At 65.4% G+C, this 25,044-nt stretch carries 17 protein-coding genes; 7 read left to right on the top strand and 10 right to left on the bottom strand.

The features are described 5' to 3' along the window. Positions 1-383: 383 nt before the first annotated feature. Both G5V65_RS12770 and G5V65_RS12775 read right to left on the bottom strand, forming a co-directional pair. Positions 384-2,978 carry an AAA family ATPase gene (locus G5V65_RS12770; RefSeq protein ID WP_165050699.1) on the bottom strand — a complete coding sequence of 865 codons (2,595 nt, stop codon included), beginning with the start codon at positions 2,976-2,978 and terminating at the stop codon, positions 384-386. Continuing rightward, the gene (locus G5V65_RS12775; RefSeq protein ID WP_165050701.1) at positions 2,975-4,111 is read right to left on the bottom strand and encodes a metallophosphoesterase family protein; all 1,137 of its coding nucleotides are present in this window, start codon (positions 4,109-4,111) and stop codon (positions 2,975-2,977) included. The genes G5V65_RS12770 and G5V65_RS12775 overlap by 4 nt, the downstream gene beginning before the upstream one ends. 209 nt (positions 4,112-4,320) lie before the next feature. Here G5V65_RS12775 and G5V65_RS12780 point away from each other — a divergent pair, with 209 nt between their 5' ends. Further along, positions 4,321-4,665 carry a MerR family transcriptional regulator gene (locus G5V65_RS12780; protein ID WP_165050703.1) on the top strand — a complete coding sequence of 115 codons (345 nt, stop codon included), beginning with the start codon at positions 4,321-4,323 and terminating at the stop codon, positions 4,663-4,665. 3 nt (positions 4,666-4,668) lie between these two features. After that, complete coding sequence (locus tag G5V65_RS12785) at positions 4,669-6,714, top strand: VIT domain-containing protein (protein ID WP_165050705.1); 2,046 nt, start codon at positions 4,669-4,671, stop codon at positions 6,712-6,714. 4 nt (positions 6,715-6,718) lie between these two features. Here the strand turns inward: G5V65_RS12785 and G5V65_RS12790 are convergent, their stop codons facing one another. After that, positions 6,719-7,717, bottom strand: coding sequence for a helix-turn-helix transcriptional regulator (locus tag G5V65_RS12790; RefSeq protein WP_165050707.1), 999 nt, complete (start codon positions 7,715-7,717; stop codon positions 6,719-6,721). Positions 7,718-7,809: 92 nt separating this feature from the next. Between G5V65_RS12790 and G5V65_RS12795 the strand changes: the two genes are divergently transcribed. Beyond that, positions 7,810-8,514, top strand: coding sequence for a hypothetical protein (locus tag G5V65_RS12795; protein WP_165050709.1), 705 nt, complete (start codon positions 7,810-7,812; stop codon positions 8,512-8,514). Positions 8,515-8,542: 28 nt separating this feature from the next. Here G5V65_RS12795 and G5V65_RS12800 read toward each other — a convergent pair whose 3' ends face one another. Then, positions 8,543-9,868, bottom strand: a complete 1,326-nt coding sequence (locus G5V65_RS12800) for an integrase family protein (protein ID WP_165050711.1) — start codon at positions 9,866-9,868, stop codon at positions 8,543-8,545. Positions 9,869-10,109: 241 nt separating this feature from the next. On the opposite strand from G5V65_RS12800, the gene G5V65_RS12805 reads away from it, so the two are divergent. Then, the gene (locus G5V65_RS12805) at positions 10,110-11,312 is read left to right on the top strand and encodes a Fic family protein (protein WP_165050712.1); all 1,203 of its coding nucleotides are present in this window, start codon (positions 10,110-10,112) and stop codon (positions 11,310-11,312) included. Between the two features lie 17 nt (positions 11,313-11,329). Here the strand turns inward: G5V65_RS12805 and G5V65_RS12810 are convergent, their stop codons facing one another. The 4 genes from G5V65_RS12810 to G5V65_RS12825 form a co-directional block, all read right to left on the bottom strand. After that, entirely contained in the window at positions 11,330-12,769 is a 1,440-nt protein-coding gene (locus tag G5V65_RS12810) for a tyrosine-type recombinase/integrase (protein ID WP_165050714.1), read from the bottom strand. A 427-nt stretch (positions 12,770-13,196) separates the two neighbouring features. Beyond that, on the bottom strand, positions 13,197-15,074 hold the full coding sequence (locus G5V65_RS22840) for a calcium-binding protein (protein ID WP_165050716.1): 1,878 nt from the start codon (positions 15,072-15,074) through the stop codon (positions 13,197-13,199). Between the two features lie 125 nt (positions 15,075-15,199). After that, entirely contained in the window at positions 15,200-15,541 is a 342-nt protein-coding gene (locus tag G5V65_RS12820; protein ID WP_165050718.1) for a hypothetical protein, read from the bottom strand. Positions 15,542-15,681: 140 nt separating this feature from the next. Beyond that, positions 15,682-17,256, bottom strand: coding sequence for a 2-isopropylmalate synthase (locus G5V65_RS12825; protein ID WP_165050720.1), 1,575 nt, complete (start codon positions 17,254-17,256; stop codon positions 15,682-15,684). Between the two features lie 278 nt (positions 17,257-17,534). Here G5V65_RS12825 and G5V65_RS12830 point away from each other — a divergent pair, with 278 nt between their 5' ends. Then, positions 17,535-18,197, top strand: a complete 663-nt coding sequence (locus tag G5V65_RS12830) for an SDR family NAD(P)-dependent oxidoreductase (RefSeq protein ID WP_165050723.1) — start codon at positions 17,535-17,537, stop codon at positions 18,195-18,197. 85 nt (positions 18,198-18,282) lie between these two features. After that, on the top strand, positions 18,283-19,812 hold the full coding sequence (locus G5V65_RS12835) for a cryptochrome/photolyase family protein (protein ID WP_165050725.1): 1,530 nt from the start codon (positions 18,283-18,285) through the stop codon (positions 19,810-19,812). 188 nt (positions 19,813-20,000) lie between these two features. Here G5V65_RS12835 and G5V65_RS12840 read toward each other — a convergent pair whose 3' ends face one another. Continuing rightward, positions 20,001-21,497 carry a 2-isopropylmalate synthase gene (locus G5V65_RS12840; RefSeq protein WP_165050727.1) on the bottom strand — a complete coding sequence of 499 codons (1,497 nt, stop codon included), beginning with the start codon at positions 21,495-21,497 and terminating at the stop codon, positions 20,001-20,003. Between the two features lie 128 nt (positions 21,498-21,625). Here G5V65_RS12840 and G5V65_RS12845 point away from each other — a divergent pair, with 128 nt between their 5' ends. Further along, positions 21,626-23,293 (top strand): NAD+ synthase, encoded by a 1,668-nt coding sequence (locus G5V65_RS12845; RefSeq protein WP_165050729.1) that lies wholly within the window; start codon positions 21,626-21,628, stop codon positions 23,291-23,293. Positions 23,294-23,433: 140 nt separating this feature from the next. On the opposite strand, the gene G5V65_RS12850 is transcribed toward G5V65_RS12845, so the two are convergent. Then, positions 23,434-24,957 carry an endonuclease/exonuclease/phosphatase family protein gene (locus G5V65_RS12850; RefSeq protein WP_165050732.1) on the bottom strand — a complete coding sequence of 508 codons (1,524 nt, stop codon included), beginning with the start codon at positions 24,955-24,957 and terminating at the stop codon, positions 23,434-23,436. Positions 24,958-25,044: the final 87 nt, after the last annotated feature.

The raw sequence follows: 25,044 nt of genomic DNA on the forward strand, positions 1-25,044 counted from the left end.
TCGGGGAAGGGTCACATGGGTCAAATCTCAATGGAAATCTTCAGCCCAACCGGGTCAGCTCTCAGCGCAAATCAACAACATGGGATATACCGGCCCGGTTGGTATGGAAGCCTTTGCCAAAGGCGATGAGGAAGAAGCTCTGGAAGCCTTTCGCAAGGCATTTTCGATTTGACCTGATGGCGGACCTTCGCGAGCATGACGAAGGTCCGCTTCCCGCCCAAAATGACGAAACCATGTCTGCGAAGCGGCCTTGGCCGTCGCTACACCTGACCGTCTCTTATCGGATCCCTGCGTCGCGATAGGCACGCGAAATGACGCTATCGTGAGAGCTTAACTCCGGCATGAGCTTGCCAAATCAGAGCAGTCGGGGTTGTGCGACAGCGTCATGTCCCACGCACCGTCAATGCCATCCCGCCCAGATCCCGGAACGCCCTTTGCCGACAGCTGAGCACGATGATCTGCTGGCCTGACGCCTGCGCGTGCAGGGCGTTGAACATCTTTTCGATGCGGTCGTCGTCGGTATAGACCAGCGCGTCGTCGAAGATGATGGGCGCGTGGTGGCCTCGGGCGGCGAGGAGGCGGGCGAAGGCGAGGCGGACGAGGAGGGCGATCTGTTCCTGCGTGCCTCCTGACAGGATCGAGAGCGGCTCCTCGCGCCCGTCGCGGACCAAGGCGGTGGGAAGCAGGCTTTCGCCGTCGAAGCGCAGTTCGGCATCGGGCCAGAGCATGCGGAGAAGTGGCCGCAGTTCGGCGAGGACGGGTTCGAAATAGCGGTCGCGGGCCTCGTTGCGGGCGGCTTCGAGGGTAGTGGCGAGTTCCTTGAGGACGGCGACCTCGAAGCTGATGGTGGCAAGGGACTCGGTGGCTGCATCAAGGCGGGTCGTGGTGTCGGCCAGTTCCTCCATGACGCCTGCGCCGGACTGGATCTTGATTTCCGTGTCGAGCTGGGCGCGTTCCAGTTCCAGCCGCGTCGTTTCACTGCGGGCGCTTTCCACGATCGACTTTGCGCGGTCGAAGGCGGCTTGTGCGGCCATCAAGTCGGGGGCGGCGGCGAGGAGTGCGGCGTGTTTGGCGCGGGCTTCTTCCAGCGCGGTCGTGGCGCTGGCCAGTTGCGGGAGGAGGGTGGCCTCTGCGTCTTCGCCGAAGGTGACGAGTACCGCTTCTGCGCGGGCGAGTTCGTTGGCGAGGCTGGTGGCCTGCACGCTGGCGCGGACTTCGGCGGTGCGGAGGCGTTCGGCTTCGGCGCGGGCGGCTTCGTGTGCCGTTTCGGCGGATTGCAGAGCGATACTAGCCTTGTCAGCGGCTGTCTGGGCCTCGGCCACGGTCGGCAGGCCTTCGCGGGGTGTGACCGCTTCGGGCAGGGCGGACAATTCGGCCTCTAGCGCGGGCAGGCCCTGCGGAGCGAGGGAGGCGAGGCTCGCGTCGAGGTCGCGCAGGGCCGAGGTCGCCTCGGTGCGGGCGGTGGCTTCGGATTGCGCGGTGGCGAGATCCGGCAGACCGAGGCGGGAGAGGGAGGTGGCGAACGCGGCCTCGGCGCGGGCGAGATCATCGCTGTCGTTTCCGGCGGCGGGCTTGACCGTGAAGTGGCCGAGGCCAGGCATGTCGAAGCGGGTCTCGGCCAGCACCGGGAGGGGTGTTTCGGGAACCGGATTGTCGCCTGTCGTGACGCGGGCGGGTCCGGTGTGGTGGAAGGTGATCTGGGCCGCACTGCGGTCGCGCAGGGCGCGTTCGAGGGCTGCGGCTTGCGAAAGGTTTTGCAGCTCGGCCAGCGCTTTGGCGTCGGGGCCACGGGTCGCAGCCAATGCCAGCGGCGCGCGCTTTTCCAGCAAGGCGCGGGCTTTTCCGATGCGGTCGGCAAGATCCTTGCGGCGGGCGGCGGCGGCAAGGGATGCGACGGCGCGGTTCGCCTCGGCCAGTTCGGCGTCGGCGGTGGTTTTCGCGTGGCGAGCGGCGGCGAGTGCGTCGGCGAGGGGGATCAGGGCGGCTTCGGCCTGTGCGCTGGTTTCCTTGGCTGCGCGGGCTGCGGCTTCGGCGGATTGCAGATCGGCCTTTGCCTTTGCGCAGGCGGATTGGGCGCGGTGGAGGGCCGAGAGACGCTCGGACAGGGTCGCCTGAGTCATCTCCGCTGCCCGCAGTGCGGCGGTCGCGTTGTCCAGCGTGTCGGCGTGGCGTTTGGCCTCTTCAAGGGCGCGAGTGGCGTCTTCGAGGCGGGTCTGGCGCGTCTCGACTTCGTCGGGTGCGGTCAGGCTGGTCAGTGTCTTGACCACCTCGCGGCGGCGGGCAAGCGCGGCGGTCAGCTGACGGGCGGTGGTTTCGAGACGTGCCTTCTCTTCGGTCAGCATGTTAACTAAGGCTTCAGCATCGGAGAGAGGCTTACCCTTGATCGCTTTTCCGTTGGGGGTGACATATTTCGCCAGTTCCTCGCGGGTCCGGGCCAGTGCCTTGTCCATGCGGCGACCGCCGGTCAGGGCCTCGACCTCGCCGGTGACAGAGGTCATCAGGTTGCGGCGGGCGGCTTTGGCGGCGTCCCTTTCCTTGGGGCTGTCGCCTTCGCCTTCCAGCCGTGTCAGCCCCTGACGCACCCAGAGAAGGCCCGCAGGCCCGCCATCCCCTTCGGCTTGGACGATGGCCGAGATGAAGGCTTCGGCATCGTCGGCCTGATGGATGAGGGTGCCGTTGCGATGCACCGTGGCTTGGGCCTTGCCGAGCCAGCGTTTGGACAGGGTGTAGCGGGCATCGCTCAGCTCCACCTCGACCGTCACGCAGGGCGAGCCGCCGACATGCGGACGTAGCGCGTTGATTTCCTTGGATTTCGAGCGGTGGGGTTGGAAGAACAGGGCTTGCAGCGCGTCGAAGAGGGTGGATTTGCCGAATTCGTTCGGCGCGCAAAGCACGTTCAGGCCGGGCCCGATGCCGTCGATGCAGACAGGGGCGACGAAGCGGCGGACGTCGGAGAGTTCGATGGAGACGAGTTTCATGCCCGATCCTCGCGCAGGTAGCCATACAGACGGTTGAGGGCGGCGGCAGCGGTGCGGCGTGTTTCGCCGTCGAGGGCCGCATCGTCGGCGCGGTCTTTCAAGCGGTCGGCGGCAAGACGCAGGGCACCTGCGCGGTCGATCTGGTCGAGGTCGGTGGCTTCGACCTCGGTTTCGAGGGCGGTGGTGTCGAGGGTGAACCATGCGAAGTCCGGCGCGACGGCGGCTGCGGCCTCGGTCAGGGCGGCGTGTTCGGCCAGCGTGGCGCGGCCTGTGGCGCGGATGCGCATGAGGTGGTCGCGGCGTTCGGCCCGGTCGGGCGGCAACAGGGCGGCGAGGGCTTCGGCGGTGTTCTGGCCGGGGAGGAGGGGCAGCACCTCATCATGCCATGCGAAGCGGCCGGTCGGGAAGGTTTCGACCTGAGGCGGGGAGTCGGGCGCGGTGAGCGTGACGCAGATGCAGGTGCCGCGCCCATCATGGGTGAAGGCGTCGCGTTCAGGCGTGCCGGGATACCATGTCCGGTCGCCGACGCGGACATGGCCGTGCCAGTCACCAAGGGCGAGGTAGTCGAGCCGTGCGGTGGCGGCACGGTCGGGCGGGATGGTATCCTCGGCGCGCGCGCCTTCTTCCGAGAAGTTCTGGATCGATCCGTGGGCCAGTCCGATGCGGAAGGCGCGGGGGTCCGTCTCGCATCCGGGCATATGGGAGGTGAGGTCGCGGCCCGGATAGCGGCGGGGCAGCGGGGCCGGAAGGAGGAAGACGTTGGGTGCGATTTCGACAGGTTCGACATCGTCGAGGAGGTGGACGTTGGCGGGGGCCTGTTCGCGGAAGCGGGACCAGAGGGATTCGGCAGCAAGGCTGTCGTGGTTGCCGGGGATGATCCACCAGTGATGGGTCGGGTTCGCCCCCATCGCGGCCAATGCCTGCCGCCAGACGGGATCGGTCGGGGTTTCGCTGTCGAAGAGGTCGCCTGCGATCAGGATGTGCTCGGCCTCGTGGAACTGCGCCGCGGTGATCAGGTGGTTGATCGCGTTGTGCCGCGCCTCGACCAGACGGCCGCGCAGGTCTTCGGGATAGCCACCGAAACGGCGACCGAGGTGGAGATCGGCAGAGTGGATGAAACGGAAGGGGGGCAAGGTCGCCTCCTGAATGACTGTGACGCCGGACGGATTCGGGGGGCGAATCTGCCCTTGGTTAATGAATAGACTGGGGTCGTGTCAGAATCTGTCGCCCTGCCCGGTTAGTTAGGACTTGCACGGGCTGCGAGATCAAGACAAAAATTTTGTCACGTTCTGCTTGACAGAGAATTAAACGCGACACAATTTATGTCTCGTTGGAGCCCGACATGACCTTGAACGACCTTGCCGAACGTCTTGGCGTTCCGGCGCGACAGATCCGCTTCCTGATTGCCGAGGGGATCCTTCCCCCGGCGGCCAAGACCGGACGCGCGGCGGATGGCTATGACGAGACGCATGTCCTGAAAGGTCAGCGGTATCTGGCGCTGCACCGGATGGGGATGAAGCCCGGCTCGATCAAGGTCCTGATGGCCTTCGACGATGCGGTGCCGATCCTTCAGGCGGGCGGCGTCGAGTTGCGGGTGGATCCGGGAATTTCCCCGGAGGCGATCGACATTGAAACGGTTCTGGGCGCGGTCGAGGCGGCGCTGCGGGCCTATGTTGCAAAGGGATAGGGAATGGGTGTCACGGCATTCGGGCATGCGCTGGAAACGATACATGACGGGTTGACGGTGTTTGCTGGTGGCAGGCCCGCGCCCGTGCCGCTGGTGGCGACCGATATTGCGGTCGGGATCGTGGCTGGGTTGGCGACGGTGCGCACCTCGCGGCGGTTCGTGAATGCGGAAGGTCGGCCCATCGAGGCGATCCTGACCATGCCGGTCGGCTTTGATGCCGTGGTGACGGGGATGCGTGCGGTGGTGGATGGCCGCGTCCTTGTTGCCGCAGCCAAGCCCAAGGCAGAGGCGCGGGACAGCTATGAGGCTGCGTTGGACGAGGGAAAGCTGGCCGTGCTGCACGAGGAAGTGCTGCGCGGGGTCCATGCGCTGTCGGTCGGCAATCTGGGCGCGGGCAAGGAAGTGACGGTCGAGATCGAGACGGTGGTGCCGCTGTCCGCGGGCGCATCCGGGCCGTTCCTGCGGATACCGGTGACGGTGGGGCAATTGTACGGGGCGTCCCCGCTGGCCCCTGTCGATGATCTGGCGACGAGCGCGCATGTGCGGCACGAGGCCGATCTTTCCGTGACGGTGGATGCGGGTCAGGTGTTGCTGGGCGGACGCTTGGTCACTGGTTCGCAGCGGATCACTCTGGATGCCGCGATCGAGATCGTGGTGCAGGGTGGGCGGTTCGGGGCGCATCAGGGTGTGGCGGCGGACGGGCGGCAGGTGCGCGTCGATCTGCGGCAGGTGGCGGCGGGTTCCGGGGCGCTGGATCTGGCGGTTCTGGTCGATCATTCGGGGTCCACCGGATCGAAGGCCGAAGGGCCGCGCGGGCTGACGGTGTGGGAGGCGATCCGCGACGGGCTGCGGCTGGAGCTGGGGCGGCTGCGCGGGTCGGACCGGATCGCGCTGTGGGAGTTTGACGACGACTGTCGACAGCTTGGCGCGGCGATTGGACCGGAGGCGGCACGGCTGGTGTCGAAGCTGCGGAAACCTGCGGGCGGCACCGAACTTGACCGGGCGGTGGATGCAGCGGTGCGGGAAGGGGCGCAGGATATCCTCGTGCTGACGGACGGGCAGACCTGGGCTGCGACGGTGGATGCGCTGGCTGCGTCGAAAGCGCGGATTTCGGCGATCCTTGTCGGTCCGGGCAGTCTGGATGCGAACATCGGGCAGCTCTGTGCCATGACGGGGGGGCAGCTGTTCTATGCGCCGGGCGATGATGTGGCGGCGAGTCTTGCGCTGGCATTTTCGGCCTTGCGGCAGCGTGGTCAGGCGGCTGACGGCCAAGTCGTTGCGGGTGCGCCGGAGCGGGTCGTTGCTCTTCGCGGCGGGGTGGAGATCACGGCGGAATGGTCCGAGGCGATGGAGTTGCGCAGGGCGGATGCCGTGGGACGTTTTGCGGCAGCCTTGACTTTGCCGCTTCTCGGTGCAGAGGCAGCGGAAGATTTTGCGCGTGCCCACGGGCTTTGCACGCACCGCAGCAGTCTGGTTCTGGTGGACGAGGCGGGCGAAGTGGTCGAAGGCATGGCGCAGCAGCGCAAGGTGCCGTTGATGGCGTCGCGGTATGCTGCGGGCGTCACGCAGTCTGTCGATACGGCGATGCCCTCCATGTCATTTGCGAAGCGCAGCTTTGCTGCACCGCCTCCGATCTCCAGAATGCGGATCATGACTGACCGGGATGCATTGCCCAGCTTCAGAGCAGATGTTTCATTCTTCATGAAGCCGACCATTCCGCCCGAAGATCTTCGCCAGATGTTCGCTGGCCTGCGCTGGGATGCCTTGTGCGAAGAATTTCTGGCCGGAAATGTCAGCAGCCTAGATGAGGCGCAGCAGGATGCGGTTTCGAGGATTGCGGCTTCGGATCCGATTGCGCACTTCGCAGCGGTTGCGGGCTTGCCTCCGGCGACGGTGGTGCTGGCCTTGATCGCCGATCTGATCGACGACCGGCTGGCGCGGCGCTTCGTCAAGCAGGCGTTCAGGGGTCTGCCGGTTGCCGATTGGGCGCATCTGCGGCTTTGGGATCAGTCTCCGTCCCGAGGGCTCTTCGCCCGTTGGGGTGCCTGACAGATCAGGGCAGCGCGGGGAAATCCCTGCGCTGGAAGCCTGCAACCATTGCACGCAAGCGGTCGGGGGCCAGAACCTCGACCGTGTCGCCCCAGAGGTAGAGATGCCAGGCCATTTCCAGATGCCCAGAGGCGTGGAAGCGGACGGTCAGGCTTCCGTCCGGCTCCTCCGTCACCTCTTGCAGCGGGTGGAAGATGAACTCGCGGGCGACGGCCGCAGCCTTCGGGGCGAAGCGCCAGATCACCTCGGCGAATTCCTCGTCCGCGTGGAAGCTGCCGAAGGCGCGGGCGGCGTGGGCTTCGAGGTTGAAGTCGGGATCGCGGTTGAAGGACGCGGCCTCCAGCCGCGCGGCGGTGATCCGGTCAAGGCGGAAGTGCTGCAAGCGCCCGTTGCCGCCCCTGACCTTGGCCACGAGGTAACGGCGGGTGCCAAGGAGCATTCCATAGGGTTCGACGGTGCGTTCGGTCCCGTCAGGCTTGCTGCCGCCTGCATAGGTGATGGTCAGAAGGTTCGGCCCCTTCAGCGCCTCGGCCACCGTTTCGAGGACGAGGGTGGCGGTCCGCACCCGCGGCCCGGGGCGCGAGGCGAAGCCATAGGCCTCCAGCACCGCCTCGGCATCGCTTTCGGCGCGGCGGGCGTGGGGGCGGGCCATGCTGGCAAGCAGACGGTCGCGGAGGGATTTCAGGGCTTTCACCTCGTTCGTCGCGCCATCCCTTTCGGCGCGGCGAAGGGCGATTTCGAGGGCGGCGAGTTCGCTGTCGCGGATGCCTTGGGCGAGCATCAGGCGGGCGGCGTTGCCGTCGAGCCGCCAGTATTTGCGGCGTTCGTCGTCGACGCGCGTGGTGCAGGTGTCGAACACCTCTTCCAGCACCCGCGTCATGCGCTGCGCGGTGCGGCGGTCGACGCCGAATTCCTCTTCGATGTCTCCGAGGCCAACGCCTGAATGGCGCGACGTTGCCATTTCGGCGAGGCGAAGCAGGTCAACGGCTTTGGTGAATGACATGGTTAATGCCCGTGACAGGTTTTGCCACCCATAGCACGTAAAGTCAGATTTGGGACGAGAGCTTTTCCATTTGCCGATGAAAGGAAGTTTCGATGCAGATCCAGCACAGCCATTTTGCGACCAACGCTTCCCTCCGGACTGCCCTGAAACGCGGTCTTGCGCGTCAGGCAATGTCGCATGCGGCGCAGGCCGAAGGAGATGTTGCAGCGCTTGTCCGCATTTCGACGAACATGCGGCCGAATGCGAAGGCCATGCAGCGGCTCGCACAACAACTGGCTTCACGGAAGGGAGTGGTGAAAGTTGCCAAGGGCGACGAAGGGCTTGTCGTCTTCGTCCGCAATGTCTGCCAGATCCGCAACCAGATTGATCAGCAGGACCTCTTCACCGAAACGGCGCTCGTCTATACCCGGTTTGCGATCCGGTGCCTGCGGACGGGTGTCGGGTATCATGTGTCTCGGGCCAGTTTCTGCCTGCATGCTCTCGAAAGGTTGGTGGAGCGTAGCGCGATTGCGCTGGACCGCCCGCTTTTGCCAGTTGCCGATCAGGAAGGCATGCGTGTCCTGCGGGGCTTAGCGCAGGGCAGGGATTTCACCGAGAGTGGCGATCATTTCATTCCAGCAGCCGCGAATGGAGTCTGGGCAGGCGGCGTGGACCAGGCTGCCCTGGACGAAGATTGGGGATTGGTCTGCAAAGATGCTGCCGGAGTTCCTCTATTCTCTGTGCGAACCTTTCTGAGTGAGGACGAGATGCGTCCCACGGTCTGGTATTCGTGGAAGCAGGAAGCATCGGACCGGTAGAGCAAGCCACGACTTCTGGCCCCGACAGTTATTCAACCATCATCGCACATTCCTCATAGTACCGCTCCAACCGCGCCGTCGCTGCGCGCGTCCGCTTGCGCATGCTCTTTTCGATTCCGGGATCCGTCTCGGGCCGATAGGTCAGGCCGATCCCGCTCTGATGCGGCTTGGTCATCAGGCGGTCGACCACGGCTTTGGCTTTCAGGTGCCCATCGCCCGGATTGGCATGGGAGAGCAGTTCGTGATGCGGGAAGTCATCGTCGACGTAGCTTTCGAGAGCAGAGGCTGCGGTCCGGCGCAGGTCGTGGCGCGTCCAGTTCATAGTGCCGGTTGCCTCCTGGATCGCTTTCGTTGCGGCATCCCAGTCGCAGAACGGCCCGCCCTCGCTGTTCGGGAAGAGATATGCGCCCAGCTTGTTCCGGTCGTAGCTTGGCAGAGAGGTCACCCAGGCGATGATCGACGGAGACAAGCCGATGGTCTTGGTTGCGCCTCCCTTCGCGACGAAGGTCCAGGTTCCGTCGATAGGGTTGATATCACCACAACGGATCGTGGCGACGGGCCCACGCCGGGAGGCAGTGCACATGATGAACCGGTGAATAGAATGCCCGATCCCTGCATCAGGCTTGGTCACTTCCCGCCAGACCAATCCGGCTTCCTTGGTGTTCAATGTGCGCTCGCGGCGGCGAGGTTCACCGGGTTTGTGGATGTTCTGCACTTCGGGGAGTTCGATGGGCACTTTCCGACCGCTTCCCATCTTTGCGAATTTCCCTCGGTTCGCCGCCCAGTCGAACAGGGTGCGCAGGTAGGAAAGGCCGCGAGATGCCGAACCGGGGGCCGTGACGTTGTGCCCTCCGGTCACGACGTCATTGATCGTTTCGAGGTCAAGCTCGCGCACCGGCTCGTCCAAAACAGTATGGAAGACGTTTTCGAGCGTTCCGACTGCGTCGGGGGTCTTGCGGTGCTCCCGCAGCGACCAGATCTTCCCTCCGATCCTGCGCTTGGCGAGAATGGGGGTGGCCTCGAGGATCAGTTGGCGCAGGGTCACGCGGCATGCGGAACGGGGGCCGTATTTGAGGGTATGCCGTTTGACCGACAGGATCTTCTCGCGTGCTTGAATCCGGACCTTTTCGAGGTCGACCTTGTCGGGCGAGCCGAGGGCGATGGTCGGCGTCTTGCCGCCCACGCTGATCTTGCAGACATACCGGCGCAGTCCTGTCGGCGAGACGCGCAGGACGAGGCCCGATACCACACTGTCGCGCAGTTCGATACGTTTCGTGGCATCGGTCGTTGCCTTGTCAGCAATAGCCTTGGTCAGTCGGACCGTCTGCGATTCACTGAAGATATGCGTGGACATGTTCGCCGCCGTCGTTGATGCGGCGGGGACATGAGTCCGTCGAAAAAATGTGAGAGGCGGGTTTGATGCGTGGCGCGTGCCTGCAAAAGCGGCCGCCCTGTCGGCTTCTGTGACGTCGTCGGGAAGTAGTCGCTGATACAGAGGAACCTACAACAAGGCCTCTCGCACGGATTCTTTATTCACCTTTTTGCAATAAGCTATAATATACATCCGGAGTTCTCGGCCTTATTGAAGGTTTTCCATGCGCTACAGCGATCTGTCTGCTGTCGTCCGCTCCACGCTCGTGCCCTATCCTGCACCCCATTCCAATCACCGGGGCGTGGTGCCGCTGGCCCCCTCGCGGGGATCGATCCCGATCGGCGGAGCCGAGGTGGGCGCGCTTCTTCACTCCGCGAATTCCGCCCTTGTCCGAATGACCGAACATGTCCGGCCCGGCCTTTCCGCTTTCGCCCTCACGCGGATACTCGAGCGGCAGGAGGCGCTGACCAGTTCGTCGATTGAAGGCACCCACGGAACGCTCGACGCGCTTTTGGCCGGAGAGGCGGATGGGGAGGCCGAGGGGAACATCCGCGAGATTGGTGGAGTAACGCGGGCCATATCCCAAGGTCTCGACGTGATATCGAAAATGGGGCGCGACGGCTTCACGCTGGATCTTGTCTGCGATCTGCATCGCATCCTCGCCTCGAACATGGAGCGATACCGCGACACGCCGGGCGTGCTGCGGAACAGGGTCGTCTGGATCGGACCAATCGGCCCGACCCCCGACAACTCCAGCTGGAACCCGCCGCCGCCTGATCGCGTCGCTGCCTGTCTTGAGGATACGCTCGCCTACATGCGCGCGGATGTGGAGGACCCTTCGCAGGTTTCCCCGATCGTCCGCGCGGCAGTTGCACATGCGCATTTCGAGGCGGTCCACCCATTCTCTGACGGCAATGGCCGGATCGGGCGCATCCTGATCCCGCTGATGTTCGCGGCAGAGGGTCATGCGCCCGTCTATATCTCCCCGTGGATCGAGGCAGCGGACCACAAGCAGGCCTATTTTGCCGCCCTCAAGGCAGCGCAGCAGCGGCTCGACCACGGACCGCTGGTGCGACTGATCTCGGAGGCAATTCTGGGGATCGAAGCGGAGTTCAAGGTAACGATGAAGGCGATCGCCACGATTGAGGCGGGCTGGCGTAAAAGGATTCCTCTGAGGCGCAACTCTGCGGCTGATCGGACACTCCGTTTGCTCCCGGCCTATCCGGTGATCACGGCGAAAAGGCTGGCACAGCTTCTGGATGTCAGCTTCAAGAGCGCTAACGACGGGATCGGTCAACTGGAGAAGGCGGGGGTTCTGACCTTACGGAAAGCGCAGTCGCGAAACCGCGTTTTCCAGTCGCGAGAGATCCTCGGGGTCCTGACGAGGCCCTTCGGGTCCGATCCGTTTGATCACGATACGGTCTGAACCGGGGCAGATTGGCGTCACTGATGGCGGGACCGGTCCTTCATCCGCGCCTCCATCATCGCTATGAGACGGTCATAGGTCGCGGCGAGCCGGTCGAGGGCGTCCTTCACTGGATCCACTTCGTTGGTCCACATCCGCGCCACGACCATGTAATGTTCTGACGCTCCGCCCCCGCCCGCCGACTTGATCGGGGAGGCGTGGTTCAGGATGGTCTCGATGATATGCACCGGAATTCCCGCCTGGAGCATGACGGTCGCTGCGGTCCGGCGCAGGTCGTGGCGCGTCCATCCCGACGTTCCGGTCGCGGCCTGGATGACCTTGCCAGCGCGGTCCCAGTTCATTTGCAGCCCTCCGTTTGCGTTCGGGAAGACGAGTTCGGACGGCAAAGCCTTCATTGCGCGCGGGAGGCTTCCGAGAAGGTCCAGCGCTTTGTCCGACAGAGGTAGCGACTGCTTCCGTGGGGCCGTGCCGAAACCCTTTGTGTCCGGCTTCATCCAGACACCATTGAGCCAGTCGACATCGCCCCACTTCATCGTCGTGACCTCGGACAGACGTGCCGCTGTCAGCAGGACGAAGCGGAGTGCCACATAGGCGTAGTCTTCCTCTGGCGGCACCTGTGTCCTTTCGAGTGACGCGGGGCGCGGATAGGTGAGCAGGGGGTAGATCGCGGTGAATTCGGGGATCGTGAGCACCCGGGTTCGAAGGCCGGTGATGGTCGGATCATCCAGCTTCGGGTCGAAGACCTCGCGGATGTCTGGCGCGTTGAGTTTCGGCTGGCGACCAGCGCCGATGGGGCGGAACCGTTTGCGGTGGGCCGCCCAGTTCAGGACGGTGGCAAGGTAGGACATCGTGCCGGACACATGGCCCGACCCCGTCTGCCCAGTCTGGCGTCCTTGGGGGCGGTAGCATGCCACGACTTCGGCAAGGTCGTGGGCGGTCAGGCTTTCGACAGGTTTGTCGAGAAGGGGTTTGAAGACGGAATCGATGGAACGCCGTGCTGAAGATCTCCGGTTCGTCTCGCTCATCAATCGCCAAGATTTCAGGGTGCGGCTGAATTTGGCCTCGGCTTCGATCAGGAGTTCCTGCAGCGTGGTGGGGTCGATCTTTCGTGCTTCTTCGACCGTGACGGATGCAGGGATCTTGCCGCCCCCTCTGAGCTCGGACCTTATCCGGGCGGCAGCGTCGCGCGCTTCCTTGACCGAAATCTCCGGATAGAGCCCGATGGCGACCGTCCGCATCTTTCCTTCGCGGTCGCGACAGGCGACGACGAATGTCTTGGTCCGCTTTCCGATGCGGACCGCGAAGTCCGTCACCTTCGTGTCGCGGATCATGAGGCGCGGCCCCTTGCTGGTGGTGCCGGCGACAAGCTTCTCGGTCAGTTCCTTCTTCATGTTCTGCCCTTCGGTTGGGGCAGGAGAAGACGCGATCAGGCCATGTTGAATGGCCTTGATGGCCACGAAGAGCGCTCTGCCTGGACTTGCTTAGGACTTGAAATCGCTGCGACCGGGCCCTTGATTCGGAGCCGACTGGCGACTGTGGCGAGTTGCCCTGAGGTAAATTTTACCCGGCATTTCCAATGGCTTGATGCCAATGTCCTGCGCGCTTTTCCCAAGATGGGTCAGGTCTTCTGCCCCGCTTGAAAATCCGCGTGTCGCTGGTTCGATTCCGGCTCTGGGCACCACCTCCTCTGCCAAGCAGTTGAAACGCCCCGCTGTTCTTGCGGCACCCTGAGTGTCCGGGAGATGGTCTCTGCCATGCCGGTGCCTTGTGCCCCTGGAGAGGGTGGCCGGGCTGGCCGTGGGCGGGGGCTGCCCTTCTTGAGGCAGACATGCGCCGCTCGCCGGCGGGGATCCGGGGGGGCGGCGCGGGGCGGGGCGGCGGCGCTCAGATCAGGAAGAGGTCGCCGAAGGCAAGCTCGGTTCCCGCGCCGAGGGAGGCGATCAGAACCGCGCTGCGGTTCCCCGATCCATCGGAATCATAGAAGAGTTGGCCGGTAGCACGATTGTAGACAAGGAAATCGTTGGAATCCCGCGCAACCGGGCCGAAGCAGAGTCCGTTTGCCGCCAGCACGGACCCGACCCGCGAGACGATCCCGCTGGGGCCGCCGGAAAGGCCGACCCGGTCAAGGCCCGTGGTGAAATCGGTGATCGTATCGGCTCCGCCCGCGACGAGGGCGGCGTCGAAGAGGAAGACATCGGCCCCCGTGCCGCCGGTGAGGCGGTCGGCGCCGGACCCGCCGTTCAGCGTATCGGCCAACTCATCGCCCGCGAGCGTGTCGTTGCCCGCACCGCCAAAGAGCATGTCGTTGCCGTTGCGGCCCTGAAGCAGATCGTTGCCCTGGCCGCCGAAGAGATGGTTCCCATCCGAGGAGCCGAGCAGGATATCGGCATGGCGAGAGCCTTCCAGATCCTCGATGCCGAAATAGCGGTCGCCCTGAGGGGCGCCTGTATTCGTGGCCGCATCGAGGAGATCGGCGCGCAGCCCGGCCGTGGCATCGGCATGGGAGACGCGATCGCGTGTGCCGCTGCCGCCATCGAACTGATCCGCGCCATCGCCCCCCGTCAGCGTATCGTTGCCATTGCCGCCATAGAGCCTGTCATTCCCCGCGCCGCCCGACAGCAGATCATCGCCCGCCGCGCCATAGAGGCTGTCATTGCCCGCATTTCCGGCGATCGTGTCGGCAAGATCCGACCCCATGATCGTGTCGCGCGTGATGTTCTGGTCATCGCCGTAAAGGTTCACGCCCTGGTTGCGGGTGAAGACGATCTGGATCAGTTCGAGTTGACCGAGGGTGAAGTCGAAGATGCCGTTGCGATCCTGATCAAGGGCGGTTTGCGTCCAGGCGCGCAGCTGGCCCCGGGTGAACTCGCCAAGGGCATCCTGACCCGGCGCCGCGCCAAGGGAGGTGGCGTGGATATGGTAGCCCTGACCCATCAGGTCACGGAAATCTACCGTGAAGCGGGCGTTGTCGTTCAGGACATTCGCGTAATAGACGACGATCCGGTCGGTATCGTCGGAGATTAACGAGAATGTCAGACCGGCCTGGCGATCGGCGGCATCCTGAACGACTGCCTGTGCTCGAGACGTTTCCGTCTCTCCCGCATTGGTGACATCGACATATCTTGTCCCGACAAGGTTTTCGCGCATCATCCGGAACAGCTGGCCGGTTGGGGTGAGGATATCCTCGCCAGCCGCGTTCAGGAAACCTGGTTTGGTGCCGTGGAGCGTGAACACCGAAGCATCGGTGACACCGGCGCTTAGCAGATTTGAGAAGCCCCAGACGAAGAGCGACAGCCTTTCCAGCCCGGTGATTATCCCCGCCGCGCCATTCTCTGACCGTTCCGCCCTGACATTCCATTCCGTCGTGATGATGTCGACATCGGGCAGGATTCCGAGCGAGGCGAGATCGCTGCGAAGTGAGTCTGTGCGGCGGGAGGCGACCCAATTGGTTGCGGTCTCAAAAACTCCGAGCGGCGTGTCTTGACGACCTGCCGGAAAGTAGAAGTGATCTAGAATTCCGTCGACAAAGCCATGCGCTCCTTCACGCTTCAGCGCCTGAAGGATTTCGGCGGCGTCTCTCTGATTGTTCATGTCCCAATCCGCTTCGCCGCCGCCTCTGGCCTGAATCCAGATCCGAGGATCGGCGATCGAGCTATCCGCTGCGCGCGCTTCGTTGATCGCCTCATGCACATAGCGCACGATCTTTGCCTGAAGCGCGCCGAACTCTGCCGCTGTCCAGTCAGACGGGGTTGTGTCTTTCACCTTTTGGCCATTTTCCATCGTATAGGACTGGGCCCAATCCGGGTGAAACCATTCGTTCCCAATTTCAAATGCGTGGATATCCGCCTCTCCGTAAGCACCTGAAAGCAAGGATTTCACGAAGTCCTTTACGTCTTTCTTGGCCGTGGCGACGATCCCGCTTCCGTCAAAGAAGCATTGGGTTGGTATCCCATGATCGTTTTCTGCTGGGCTGCACTGGCCGCTGCCAGGAAGCCTGACAGGGTTTCCTTCAGGCCATTCGTGGTGGAATTCGGTTGTGTGACGTCAAAGGAACGCTCGGTATGGAAGCCGCCTGGAAAGCGGACATAATCCGGTGCGATCTTGGAGAAGGCATTGGTGAGTGACGCAGCCGTGTAGCTTCCCGCTTCGAACTGCACGCCGAAATGGCGATCCGTGACGGCTGTTGCCGTCCTGAGCGCGGGATCTATCGAAAACTTGATTTCTGCCACGGCTTCACCCCCCCCCCAGGATCACGAACACGTGAGGATGAGAAGCGAGAGATGGAGTCCTGTCAATCAATTTCAGGTTGATGGACATGCAGTTTCGCCCCCGCTGCCCCGGCATGGCCGGGCGGCGGGGGCGTCAGGCCCTATTCGCCGTGATAGGTTACCGTCTTCACATCCTCGCCCGGGGCGGATTTCGTGCGGCGGACGATCAGGCGGTTCAGGGCGTTCACATAGGCCTTCACCGAAGCCACGATCGTATCGGTATCGGCCGATTGCCCGGTGACGATGCGGCCATCCTCTTCCAGCCGGACGCTGACCGTCGCCTGCGCGTCGGTGCCTTCGGTCACGGCGGCCACCTGATAGACCTGCAGCCGCGCCTTGTGCGGAAACAGCATCTTCACGCAGTTGAAGGCCGCATCCACCGGGCCGTCGCCCGTGGCGTCGATGTGATGTTCCACCCCGTCGATGGACAGCACCATGTCGGCCTCTTGCGGGCCATCCGTGCCGCAGACCACGCGCAGCTTCTTCAGCACCAGCGTATCATGCGCATCCATCGTCGCCTCATCGGCCACGAGGGCGAGGATGTCGTCGTCATAGACCTCTTTCTTGCGGTCGGCCAAAGCCTTGAACCGCACGAAGACATCGTTCAGCTGGTTGTCGGCCAGATCATAGCCCAGTTCCTTGAGCTTGGCCCGCAGCGCGGCGCGGCCCGAATGCTTGCCCATCGCGATGTTCTTCTGCGTGAGCCCGATATCCTCGGGGCGCATGATCTCGAACGTCTCGACATTCTTCAGCACGCCGTCCTGATGGATGCCGGATTCATGCAGGAAGGCGTTCTTGCCCACGATGGCCTTGTTGAACTGCACCGGAAAGCCCGAGACGGTGGAGACGCGGCGCGAGAGGTGCATGATCTTGGTCGTGTCGATGCCGGTGCGATAGGGCAGGATGTCATTGCGGACCTTCATCGCCATGACGACCTCTTCCAGCGCGGTATTGCCAGCGCGTTCGCCCAGCCCGTTGATCGTGCATTCGATCTGGCGCGCCCCGGCCTCTACCGCGGCCAGCGCGTTCGCCGTCGCCATGCCAAGGTCGTTGTGGCAATGGGTGGCGAAGGTGATGGTGTCGGCGCCCGGCACGCGGTCGAGCAGCATGCGGATGATCTTCGCGCTCTCGAACGGGTAGGTGTAGCCCACGGTGTCGGGGATGTTGATCGTCGTGGCGCCTGCCTTGATCGCGATCTCTACCACGCGGCAGAGGTAATCGGGTTCCGTCCGCGTCGCATCCATCGGCGACCATTGCACGTTGTCGCAGAGGTTGCGGGCATGGGTCACGGTTTCGTGGATGCGTTCGGCCATCTGGTCCATGTCCAGATTGGGGATGGCGCGATGCAGCGGCGAGGTGCCGATGAAGGTGTGGATGCGGGGGGATTTCGCGTGGCGCACCGCTTCCCAGCAGCGGTCGATATCCTTGAAATTGGCGCGCGCCAGCCCGCAGATGGTGGAATTGCGCGACCGTTTCGCGATCTCGCTCACCGCGTTGAAATCGCCCTCGCTGGCGATGGGAAAGCCTGCCTCGATGATATCGACGCCCATGTCATCGAGCAGGCCCGCGATTTCCAGCTTTTCGTCATGGGTCATGGTGGCGCCGGGGGATTGTTCCCCATCGCGCAGCGTGGTGTCGAAGATCATTACGCGGGGTTGCGTGCTGGTGTCGGTCATTGGGTCTGTTCCTTGTGCCGTCTGCTGCTTTTCCTGCGGGCGCTGATCACCTCCGAGCGGTCGCGCCCGGGGGCACGCTCAGAGGCGGCTAAGGAGAAGCAGGCCAAGGGCGGCGGGGGCGCGGAATGCACCCGAAATCGAAGCGATATGCCGGTTCCCTGTCATGGGGCGCGACGATACGCAGGATTTGCGGCGGCGCAAGGCGAAAAACCGGGTTGAAGCGGGTTTTTCGCGGCTTAGGTGCTGGGGCCGGACAGGCGGGCAGGGGGCGGGGCGGCATGCGGGCCTTGATCATCGGGGTTTCGGGCGGGATCGGGGCGGCGCTGGCGCAGGCGCTGGAGCGGCGGGGCTGGCAGGTGGTGGGCCTGTCGCGCCGCGCCGATGGCCTGGACGTGACGGATGAGGCCGCTGTCGCCCGGGTGCTGGGCGCGGTGGAGGGGGAGTTCGAGCTGATCCTCGTTGCCACCGGCGGGCTGGAGATCGGCGGCATCGGCCCGGAAAAGAGCCTGCGCGCGCTGGACGGGGCGGCGCTGGCCGCGCAATTCGCGCTGAATGCGATCGGGCCTGCGCTGGTTCTGAAACATGTCTGGCGCATGATCCCGCGCGACCGGGCGGCGCGGGTGGCGGTGCTGTCGGCGCGGGTGGGGTCGATCGGGGACAACCGGCTGGGCGGCTGGCATGGCTATCGCGCGGCGAAGGCAGCGCTGAACCAGATCATCCGGACCTGCGCGGTGGAACTGGCGCGCAGTCATCGACAGGCGGCGCTGGTGGCGCTGCATCCAGGCACGGTGGCCACGCGCCTGACCGCGGCCTATGCGGGCGGGCATCCGACTGTCGCGCCGGAGGTTGCCGCAGAGAACCTGCTGCATGTGCTGGAGCAACTGGGGCCAGAGCAGACAGGCGGCTTCTACGACTGGAAGGGCGAGGTGATCCCGTGGTGATCCCGTCCTGCCGCATGGGCTTCATCTTGGCTCAAATACCCGATCGCACCCTCTCGGCCGGGCGCGCCGCCTGGGGGAGGGGCGCATGAGCGGGCCGCGCCTGATCCTTGTGCTGGGGGACCAGCTGACGGCGGATGTGGCGGCGCTGCGGGCGGCGCGGCCGGGCGATGTGGTGGTGATGGCCGAGGTGATGGCGGAAGGCACCTATGTCCCGCATCATCCCCAGAAGATCGCGCTGATCCTGTCGGCCATGCGGCATTTCGCCGAAGACCTGCGGGCGGCAGGCTGGCAGGTGGCCTATTCCCGTCTGGACGAGGCGGAGAATACCCAAAGCATCGCGGGGGAACTGATCCGCCGCGCGGCGGAGGTTGGTGCGCGCGAGGTGATCGCGACGGCGCCGGGGGATTGGCGGCTGCGGGCAGCGCTGGCCGAATGCCCCATCCCGGTGAGGATGCTGCCCGATGATCGCTTCCTCTGTTCGGAGGCCGAATTCGCGGCCTGGGCCGAGGGGCGCAAGCAGCTCAGGATGGAGTTCTTCTATCGCGAGATGCGGCGCAGGACCGGGCTGATGATGGAGGGGGAGAAGCCCGCGGGCGGGCAGTGGAATTTCGACCATGACAATCGCAAGCCCGCGAAAGCCGATCTCTTCCGCCCGCGCCCGCCGCGCTTTGCGCCGGATGCGGTGACGGAGGAGGTGCTGGCGCTGGTCGAGGCGCGGTTCGGCACGCATTTCGGGGCGGCCCGGCCCTTCGGCTGGGCCGTGACGCGGGGGGAGGCGCTGGCGGCGCTTGACTGTTTCGCGCGGGCATCGCTCCCCACATTCGGGGATGAGCAGGATGCGATGCTGGCAGGCGACCCCACGCTGAGCCATGCGCTGATCTCGCCCTATCTGAACCTTGGTTTGCTGTCCCCGATGGAGGTCTGCCGTCGGGTCGAGGCGGAATGGCAGGCGGGCCGCGTGCCGATCAATGCGGCAGAGGGGTTTATCCGGCAGATCATCGGCTGGCGCGAATTCGTGCGCGGCATCTGGGCGCTGGAAGGGCCCGGTTACACGGGGCGCAACGCGCTTGGCCACAAGCGCGCGCTGCCTGCGGTCTATTGGGGGGGCGCGACGCGGATGGCCTGCATGGGCCATGCGGTGGGGCAGACGCGGGACATGGCCTATGCCCATCACATCCAGCGGCTGATGGTGACGGGGAATTTCGCGCTGCTGGCGGGGGTGGATCCGGCCGAGGTGCATGAATGGTATCTGTCGGTCTATGTCGATGCCTTCGAATGGGTCGAGGCGCCGAACACCATCGGCATGAGCCAGTTCGCCGATGGGGGCGTGGTGGGGTCCAAGCCCTATGTCAGTTCCGGGGCCTATATCGACCGGATGTCGGATTACTGCGGCACCTGCCATTACCGTGTGAAGGAAAAGACGGGTGCGCGGGCCTGTCCCTTCAATCTGCTCTACTGGCATTTCCTGATCCGGCATCGTGACAGGTTCGCGGCCAATCCGCGCATGGCGCAGATGTACCGGACATGGGACCGGATGGAGGAAGGGCACAGGGCCCGGGTCCTGCGCGAGGCGGAAGGGTTCCTCGCCCGGCTGGACGCGGGCGAGACGCTTTGATCGGTGTGCGCGGGGGGGGGGCGATTTTTCTGCGAAAAATCGTGGGGGGGCGCGGTGCGCCCCCCCTGCCTTGGGGAAGGGGGGGGCGTCCGGGGGCGGGGGCCGGGCGGGGCGATTTTTCTGCGAAAAATCGGGGGGCTTGGTGCCCCCCTGCGCGAAGGGCGGCGGCCTTGGCAAGGCGGGAGGGGTCAGTCCCCGGCGGGGGCCTCGGCCGGTGCTTCGGGGGGCGCCTCAGGTGGCGTCTCAGGGGCCGGTTCCGTAGCAGTATCGGCAGGGGCCTCGGGCGGGGCCACCAGGATGCCGTTCAGCCAGTTGCCTTCGGCGACCTGGCCGCCGGCATAGGTGAGCCTGCCCTGGCCCTGACGCTTGCCCTTTTCGAAGGCGCCCTCATAGACATCGCCGCCCGGATAGCTGGCCCGGCCCTGGCCGTGGATCTCGCCATCGAGCCAGTCGCCTTCATAGACGAAGCCATCGGGCATGGTGAGCTTGCCCTTGCCATGGCGCAGCCCGGCGCGGAAGTCGCCCTCGTAGACGGAGCCGTCGGCGAAGGTGGCCTTGCCCTTGCCCTCGCGCAGTCCGGCCTTCCACTGGCCGTCATAGACATAGCCGTCGGGCATCGTCATCCGGCCCTGGCCTTCGGGGCGGGCATCGGCGAAGGCGCCTTCATAGACCGATCCATCGGCATAGCTGGCGCGCCCGTTGCCCGCGATCACGCCCGCCTTCCAGGCGCCCTCATAGGTCGATCCGTCGGGATAGGTGATCTTGCCCTGGCCTTCGGGGCGGTCGGCGGCGAGCTGGCCTTCATAGACCGACCCGTCGGGATAGGTGAGCCGCCCGGTCCCGGCAAGGCTGCCCGCGCGCCAGGTACCGTCAAGCACATAGCCGTCGCTGCTGCGGAAGACGCCCTGGCCTTCGCGCCGGTCGGCCTTGAAGCCGCCTTCATAGACATCGCCCCCGGCATAGGTGAGCGTGCCGCGCCCCTCTTTCACGCCATTGGCGAAGCCGCCTTCATAGACATCGCCATTGGCCTGGGTCAGGCGTCCGGTGCCGTTGATCTGGCCATCGGCCCAGTCGCCGACATAGGTCATCCCGTCGGGCAGGGTGAGGGTGCCGCGCCCGGCGCGCGCGCCGCCCTTCAGCATGCCTTCATAGACCGCGCCATCGGGATAGGTGATCTTTCCCTCGCCCTCTTTCACGCCCGCGACCCAGCTTCCCTCGAAGCGATAGCCGCCCGGGCCTTCCAGGACGCCGCGCCCGTCATGCTTGCCGTCCTTGAAGCTGCCGGTATAGCTGGAGCCGTCGGCATAGCGGGCGGTGCCGCTGCCGGTGATCGCGCCGGCGAGCCAGTCACCCTCATAGCTGCCGCCATCGGGATAGGTGATCTTGCCCTTCCCCTCGGGCTTGCCTTCCACGAAGGCCCCCTCATAGACCGAGCCATTGGGATAGCTGGCGCGGCCGGTGCCGGTGATCTGGCCATCCTGCCAGTCGCCGCTGTATTCAAAGCCGTTGGGCAGGCGATAGGTGCCGGTGCCATGCTGGAGCCCGTTGCGGAAGGTGCCCTCATAGACCGAGCCGTCGTCATACTGCTTGGTGATGACCTCGCCCTCGTCCTGGGCCATGGCCATGCCGGGCAGGGCCAGCGCCGCCGCCAGAGTGAGAGCCAAAATCGACGAACCGTTCCGCATCCCTGACGCCTGCCCTGCCACCTGTCGCGCGCAGCCTAGCCGCGCCCCCCCGATTGGGCAAGCCGCCCACCTTTCCCTTCCCCCCGGTTCTGTTAGAACGAAGGCGAACAGGCAGGGAATTTCCGCGCATGGCCGATCACTTCCGTCTTACGCTGGCGCAGCTGAACCCCACGGTGGGGGCGATTGCGGCCAATGCCGCGAAGGCGCGCGCGGTCTGGGACGAGGCCCGGGCGGCGCGGGCCGACATGGCGGCGCTGACCGAGATGTTCATCACCGGCTATCAGACCCAGGACCTGATCCTGAAACCCGCCTTCGTGGCCGAGGCCGTGGCGGCGATCGAGGCGCTGGCGCGCGATTGCGCGGATGGTCCGGCTTTGGGCATCGGCGGGCCTGCGCTGCGCGAGGGGCGGCTTTGCAACGCCTATTACATCCTGCAGGGCGGAAAGGTCACGGCGACGGTTCTGAAGCATCATCTGCCCAATGACGGGGTGTTTGACGAGAAGCGCCTGTTCAGCCCGGCCGATATGCATGGCCCCTATGTGGTGAACGGCGTCCGCATCGGCACGCCGATCTGCGAGGACAGCTGGCATCCGGACGTGGCCGAGACCCTGGCCGAGACGGGGGCCGAGATCCTGCTGGTGCCCAACGGATCGCCCTATCATCGCGGCAAGCCCGATCTGCGGCTGAACCTGATGGTGGCGCGGGTGGTCGAGACGGGGCTGCCGCTGGTCTATCTGAACATGACGGGCGGGCAGGATGATCAGGTGTTTGACGGCTGTTCGATGGTGCTGAACCCGGGCGGGCATCTGGCGGTGCAGATGCCGCAATTCGATGATTGCGTGATCCATGTGGATTTCTCCCGCGGGGCCGAGGGCTGGCAGGCCGGGAAGGGCCTGATCGCCCCCGTCCCCCCGGTGGCCGAGGCCGATTATCGCGCCATGACCATCGGCCTGCAGGACTATCTGGGAAAGTCGGGCTTTTCGAAGGTTGTGCTGGGCCTGTCGGGCGGGATCGATTCGGCGCTGGTGGCGACGATTGCCGCCGATGCGCTGGGGCCGGAGAACGTGCATTGCGTGATGCTGCCGTCGGAATTCACCTCGGCCCATTCGCTGGAGGATGCGGCGGATTGCGCCGGGCGGCTGGGGGCAAGGCTGGACACGATCCCGATCAGCGGGCCGCAGGCGGCGGTGGGCGAGGCGCTGGCGCCGCTTTTCGCGAGCACCACGCCGGGGATCACGGAAGAGAACATCCAGTCGCGGCTGCGGGGGCTTCTGCTCATGGCGCTGTCGAACAAGTTCGGCGCGATGCTTCTGACCACGGGGAACAAGTCCGAGGTGGCGGTCGGCTATTGCACGATCTATGGCGACATGAACGGGGGCTATAACCCGATCAAGGACCTGTGGAAGACGCGGGTCTTTGACACCTGCCGCTGGCGGAACGAGAACCACCGCCCCTGGATGAAGGCTCCGCGTGGCGCGGTGATCCCGCAGCGCATCATCGACAAGCCGCCCAGTGCCGAGTTGCGCGACAACCAGAAGGACGAGGACAGCCTGCCGCCCTATCACATCCTGGATGCCATCCTGGAAGGGCTGGTTGAAAAGGACCTGTCGGTGGCCGAGATCGTGGCGCAGGGGCATGACCTTGCCACGGTGAAGCGGGTGGAGGGGCTGCTTTACACGTCGGAATGGAAGCGCTTCCAATCCGCGCCGGGCGTGCGGCTGACGCAGAAGGCCTTCTGGCTGGATCGGCGCTATCCGATGGTGAACCGCTGGCGGGATGGCAGCGGGGCCGCCTGAACGGGACGGAACCGCCCTGGGCGGGCCTTGGGCAGGGGGCCTTGCCCCCTCGCCGCCTGCGGCGGCTCACCCCCAGGGTATTTTTCCCAAGATGAAGCGGCGGGTCTTCATCTTGGCCCAAATACCCATCCTCGGCCTGATCAGGGCGCGGCGACGGTGAAGGGGGCAACGGCCATCACGCGGTAATGGTCATCGAACATCAGCCGCGCCTCATAATCGCCGGGGGTGAGTTCCTCGTAGAGTTCTTCCGCCGGAAAGGTCAGCTCGCCCGCGATGCGCGCGCCGGTATAGGCGAAGCCGAGGTAGTTGTAGACCGAGGGATCGCCCTTCCGGTAGATGCCCACCCAATCGAGCTTGAACCCCGGCGCGTTTGCAAAGCGCAGGGAGACGGGGCTGCCTTGGATGACGGGGGCCGTCACCTCCATCCGGGCCAGCCCGTCCTGCGGGGTGATGTGAAAGGTGGTGCGGGCGATTTCCGTGCCTTCGGCATCCAGCAGCACGGCGTCATGCGGGCCGGGTTCCAGCCCGAGGGTGGAGAGCCGGAGGGTGGGCCGGTCGGCGATATCGACATCGGCGATGCCGGTCAGGGCCTGATCGGGGCCCGCGCCGGGCGGCAGGACATAGGCGGAATAGGTGCCGCCCCCGGGCAGCAGCGCGCGCAAGAGGAAGCTGCCCCCGGCCTGCACCGGGCGGGGTTCCACGGCGATGCGGGGCGGGGCGGGGAGGGGGGTCACCTCCACCTCGGACAGCACGGCGCGGTGGTCCGAGGGCCAGGGCGTGACGGAGAGGCCGTTCTGCGGATTGCCCGCCTCGCCCATGACCAGCGAGGACAGCGTGCGCCCATTGGCGAGCCAGACGAAATCGATCCGGTCGAGCGTTTCGCCTTCGGGGATCACGGGGGCGGGGCGGCCCGGGGTCCAGGTCAGGCCGGGCCGGGTGGCGGGATCGGGGTTGGCGGCGCGGAAGGTATCGGTGAAGCCTGCCGCCTCCAGCGCGGTGGAGACGGGCCAGGCGAGGGCGCGGTCGCCCGTCCAGTCGCGATGCGAGGGGCTGTTGAAATCGCCCGTCAGCAGGACCGGGGCGCCAGAGGCGATGACGGGGGCGAGGCCCGTGATCAGGGCCTCGGCCTCGGGCAGGCGGGTATCGGTCTCGTTGGCCAGCACTTCGGCGGGGCTCGCGCCATCGCGCAGCAGTTCGGGGCCGTAGGGATCGGAGGTGAGATGCGTGTTGGCCAGCGCCACGACGCGGCCGGGGGCGACCTCGGCCCAGACATGCAGGGCATCGGGATCGAGGCCCGCGGTGGAATAGGGCGGGGCGGCGGTGGCGGTGGTCTCGCCCGCGCCGGAATCGAAGAGCGGGAAGCGCGACAGGATATGGCGCCGCGTATCGACGTAAGGATAGCCCGCGAGGGCCGCGATCTCGGCGCTGCGGCCATCGGGTTCCTGCAGGCCCACGATATCGGCATCGGCCAGGCGGATCGCGTCGATGACGCGCGCGAAGCTGACCTGATCGCCGCCATACCAGATGTTGAAGGACAGCACCTTGATCCGGACCGCATCTTCGGCCTGGGCCTGGGCCTGGGCCTGGGCGGGGGCGGGGGCGGCGGCGAGGAGCAGGGGCAGAAGCAGGCAGGCAAGGCGGGGCAGGGCAGGGGCAAGGCGCATCGGCGGCACTCCATCCGGGGGAACAGGGGCGCAGTCTGTCAGGCTGATGCAAAGCCTGCGCGACAGCGGGCCGCCGGATCAAGCGAA

The sequence above is a fragment of the Paragemmobacter kunshanensis genome (assembly GCF_011059185.1).
GTDB classification, from domain to species: Bacteria; Pseudomonadota; Alphaproteobacteria; order Rhodobacterales; family Rhodobacteraceae; genus Paragemmobacter; species Paragemmobacter kunshanensis.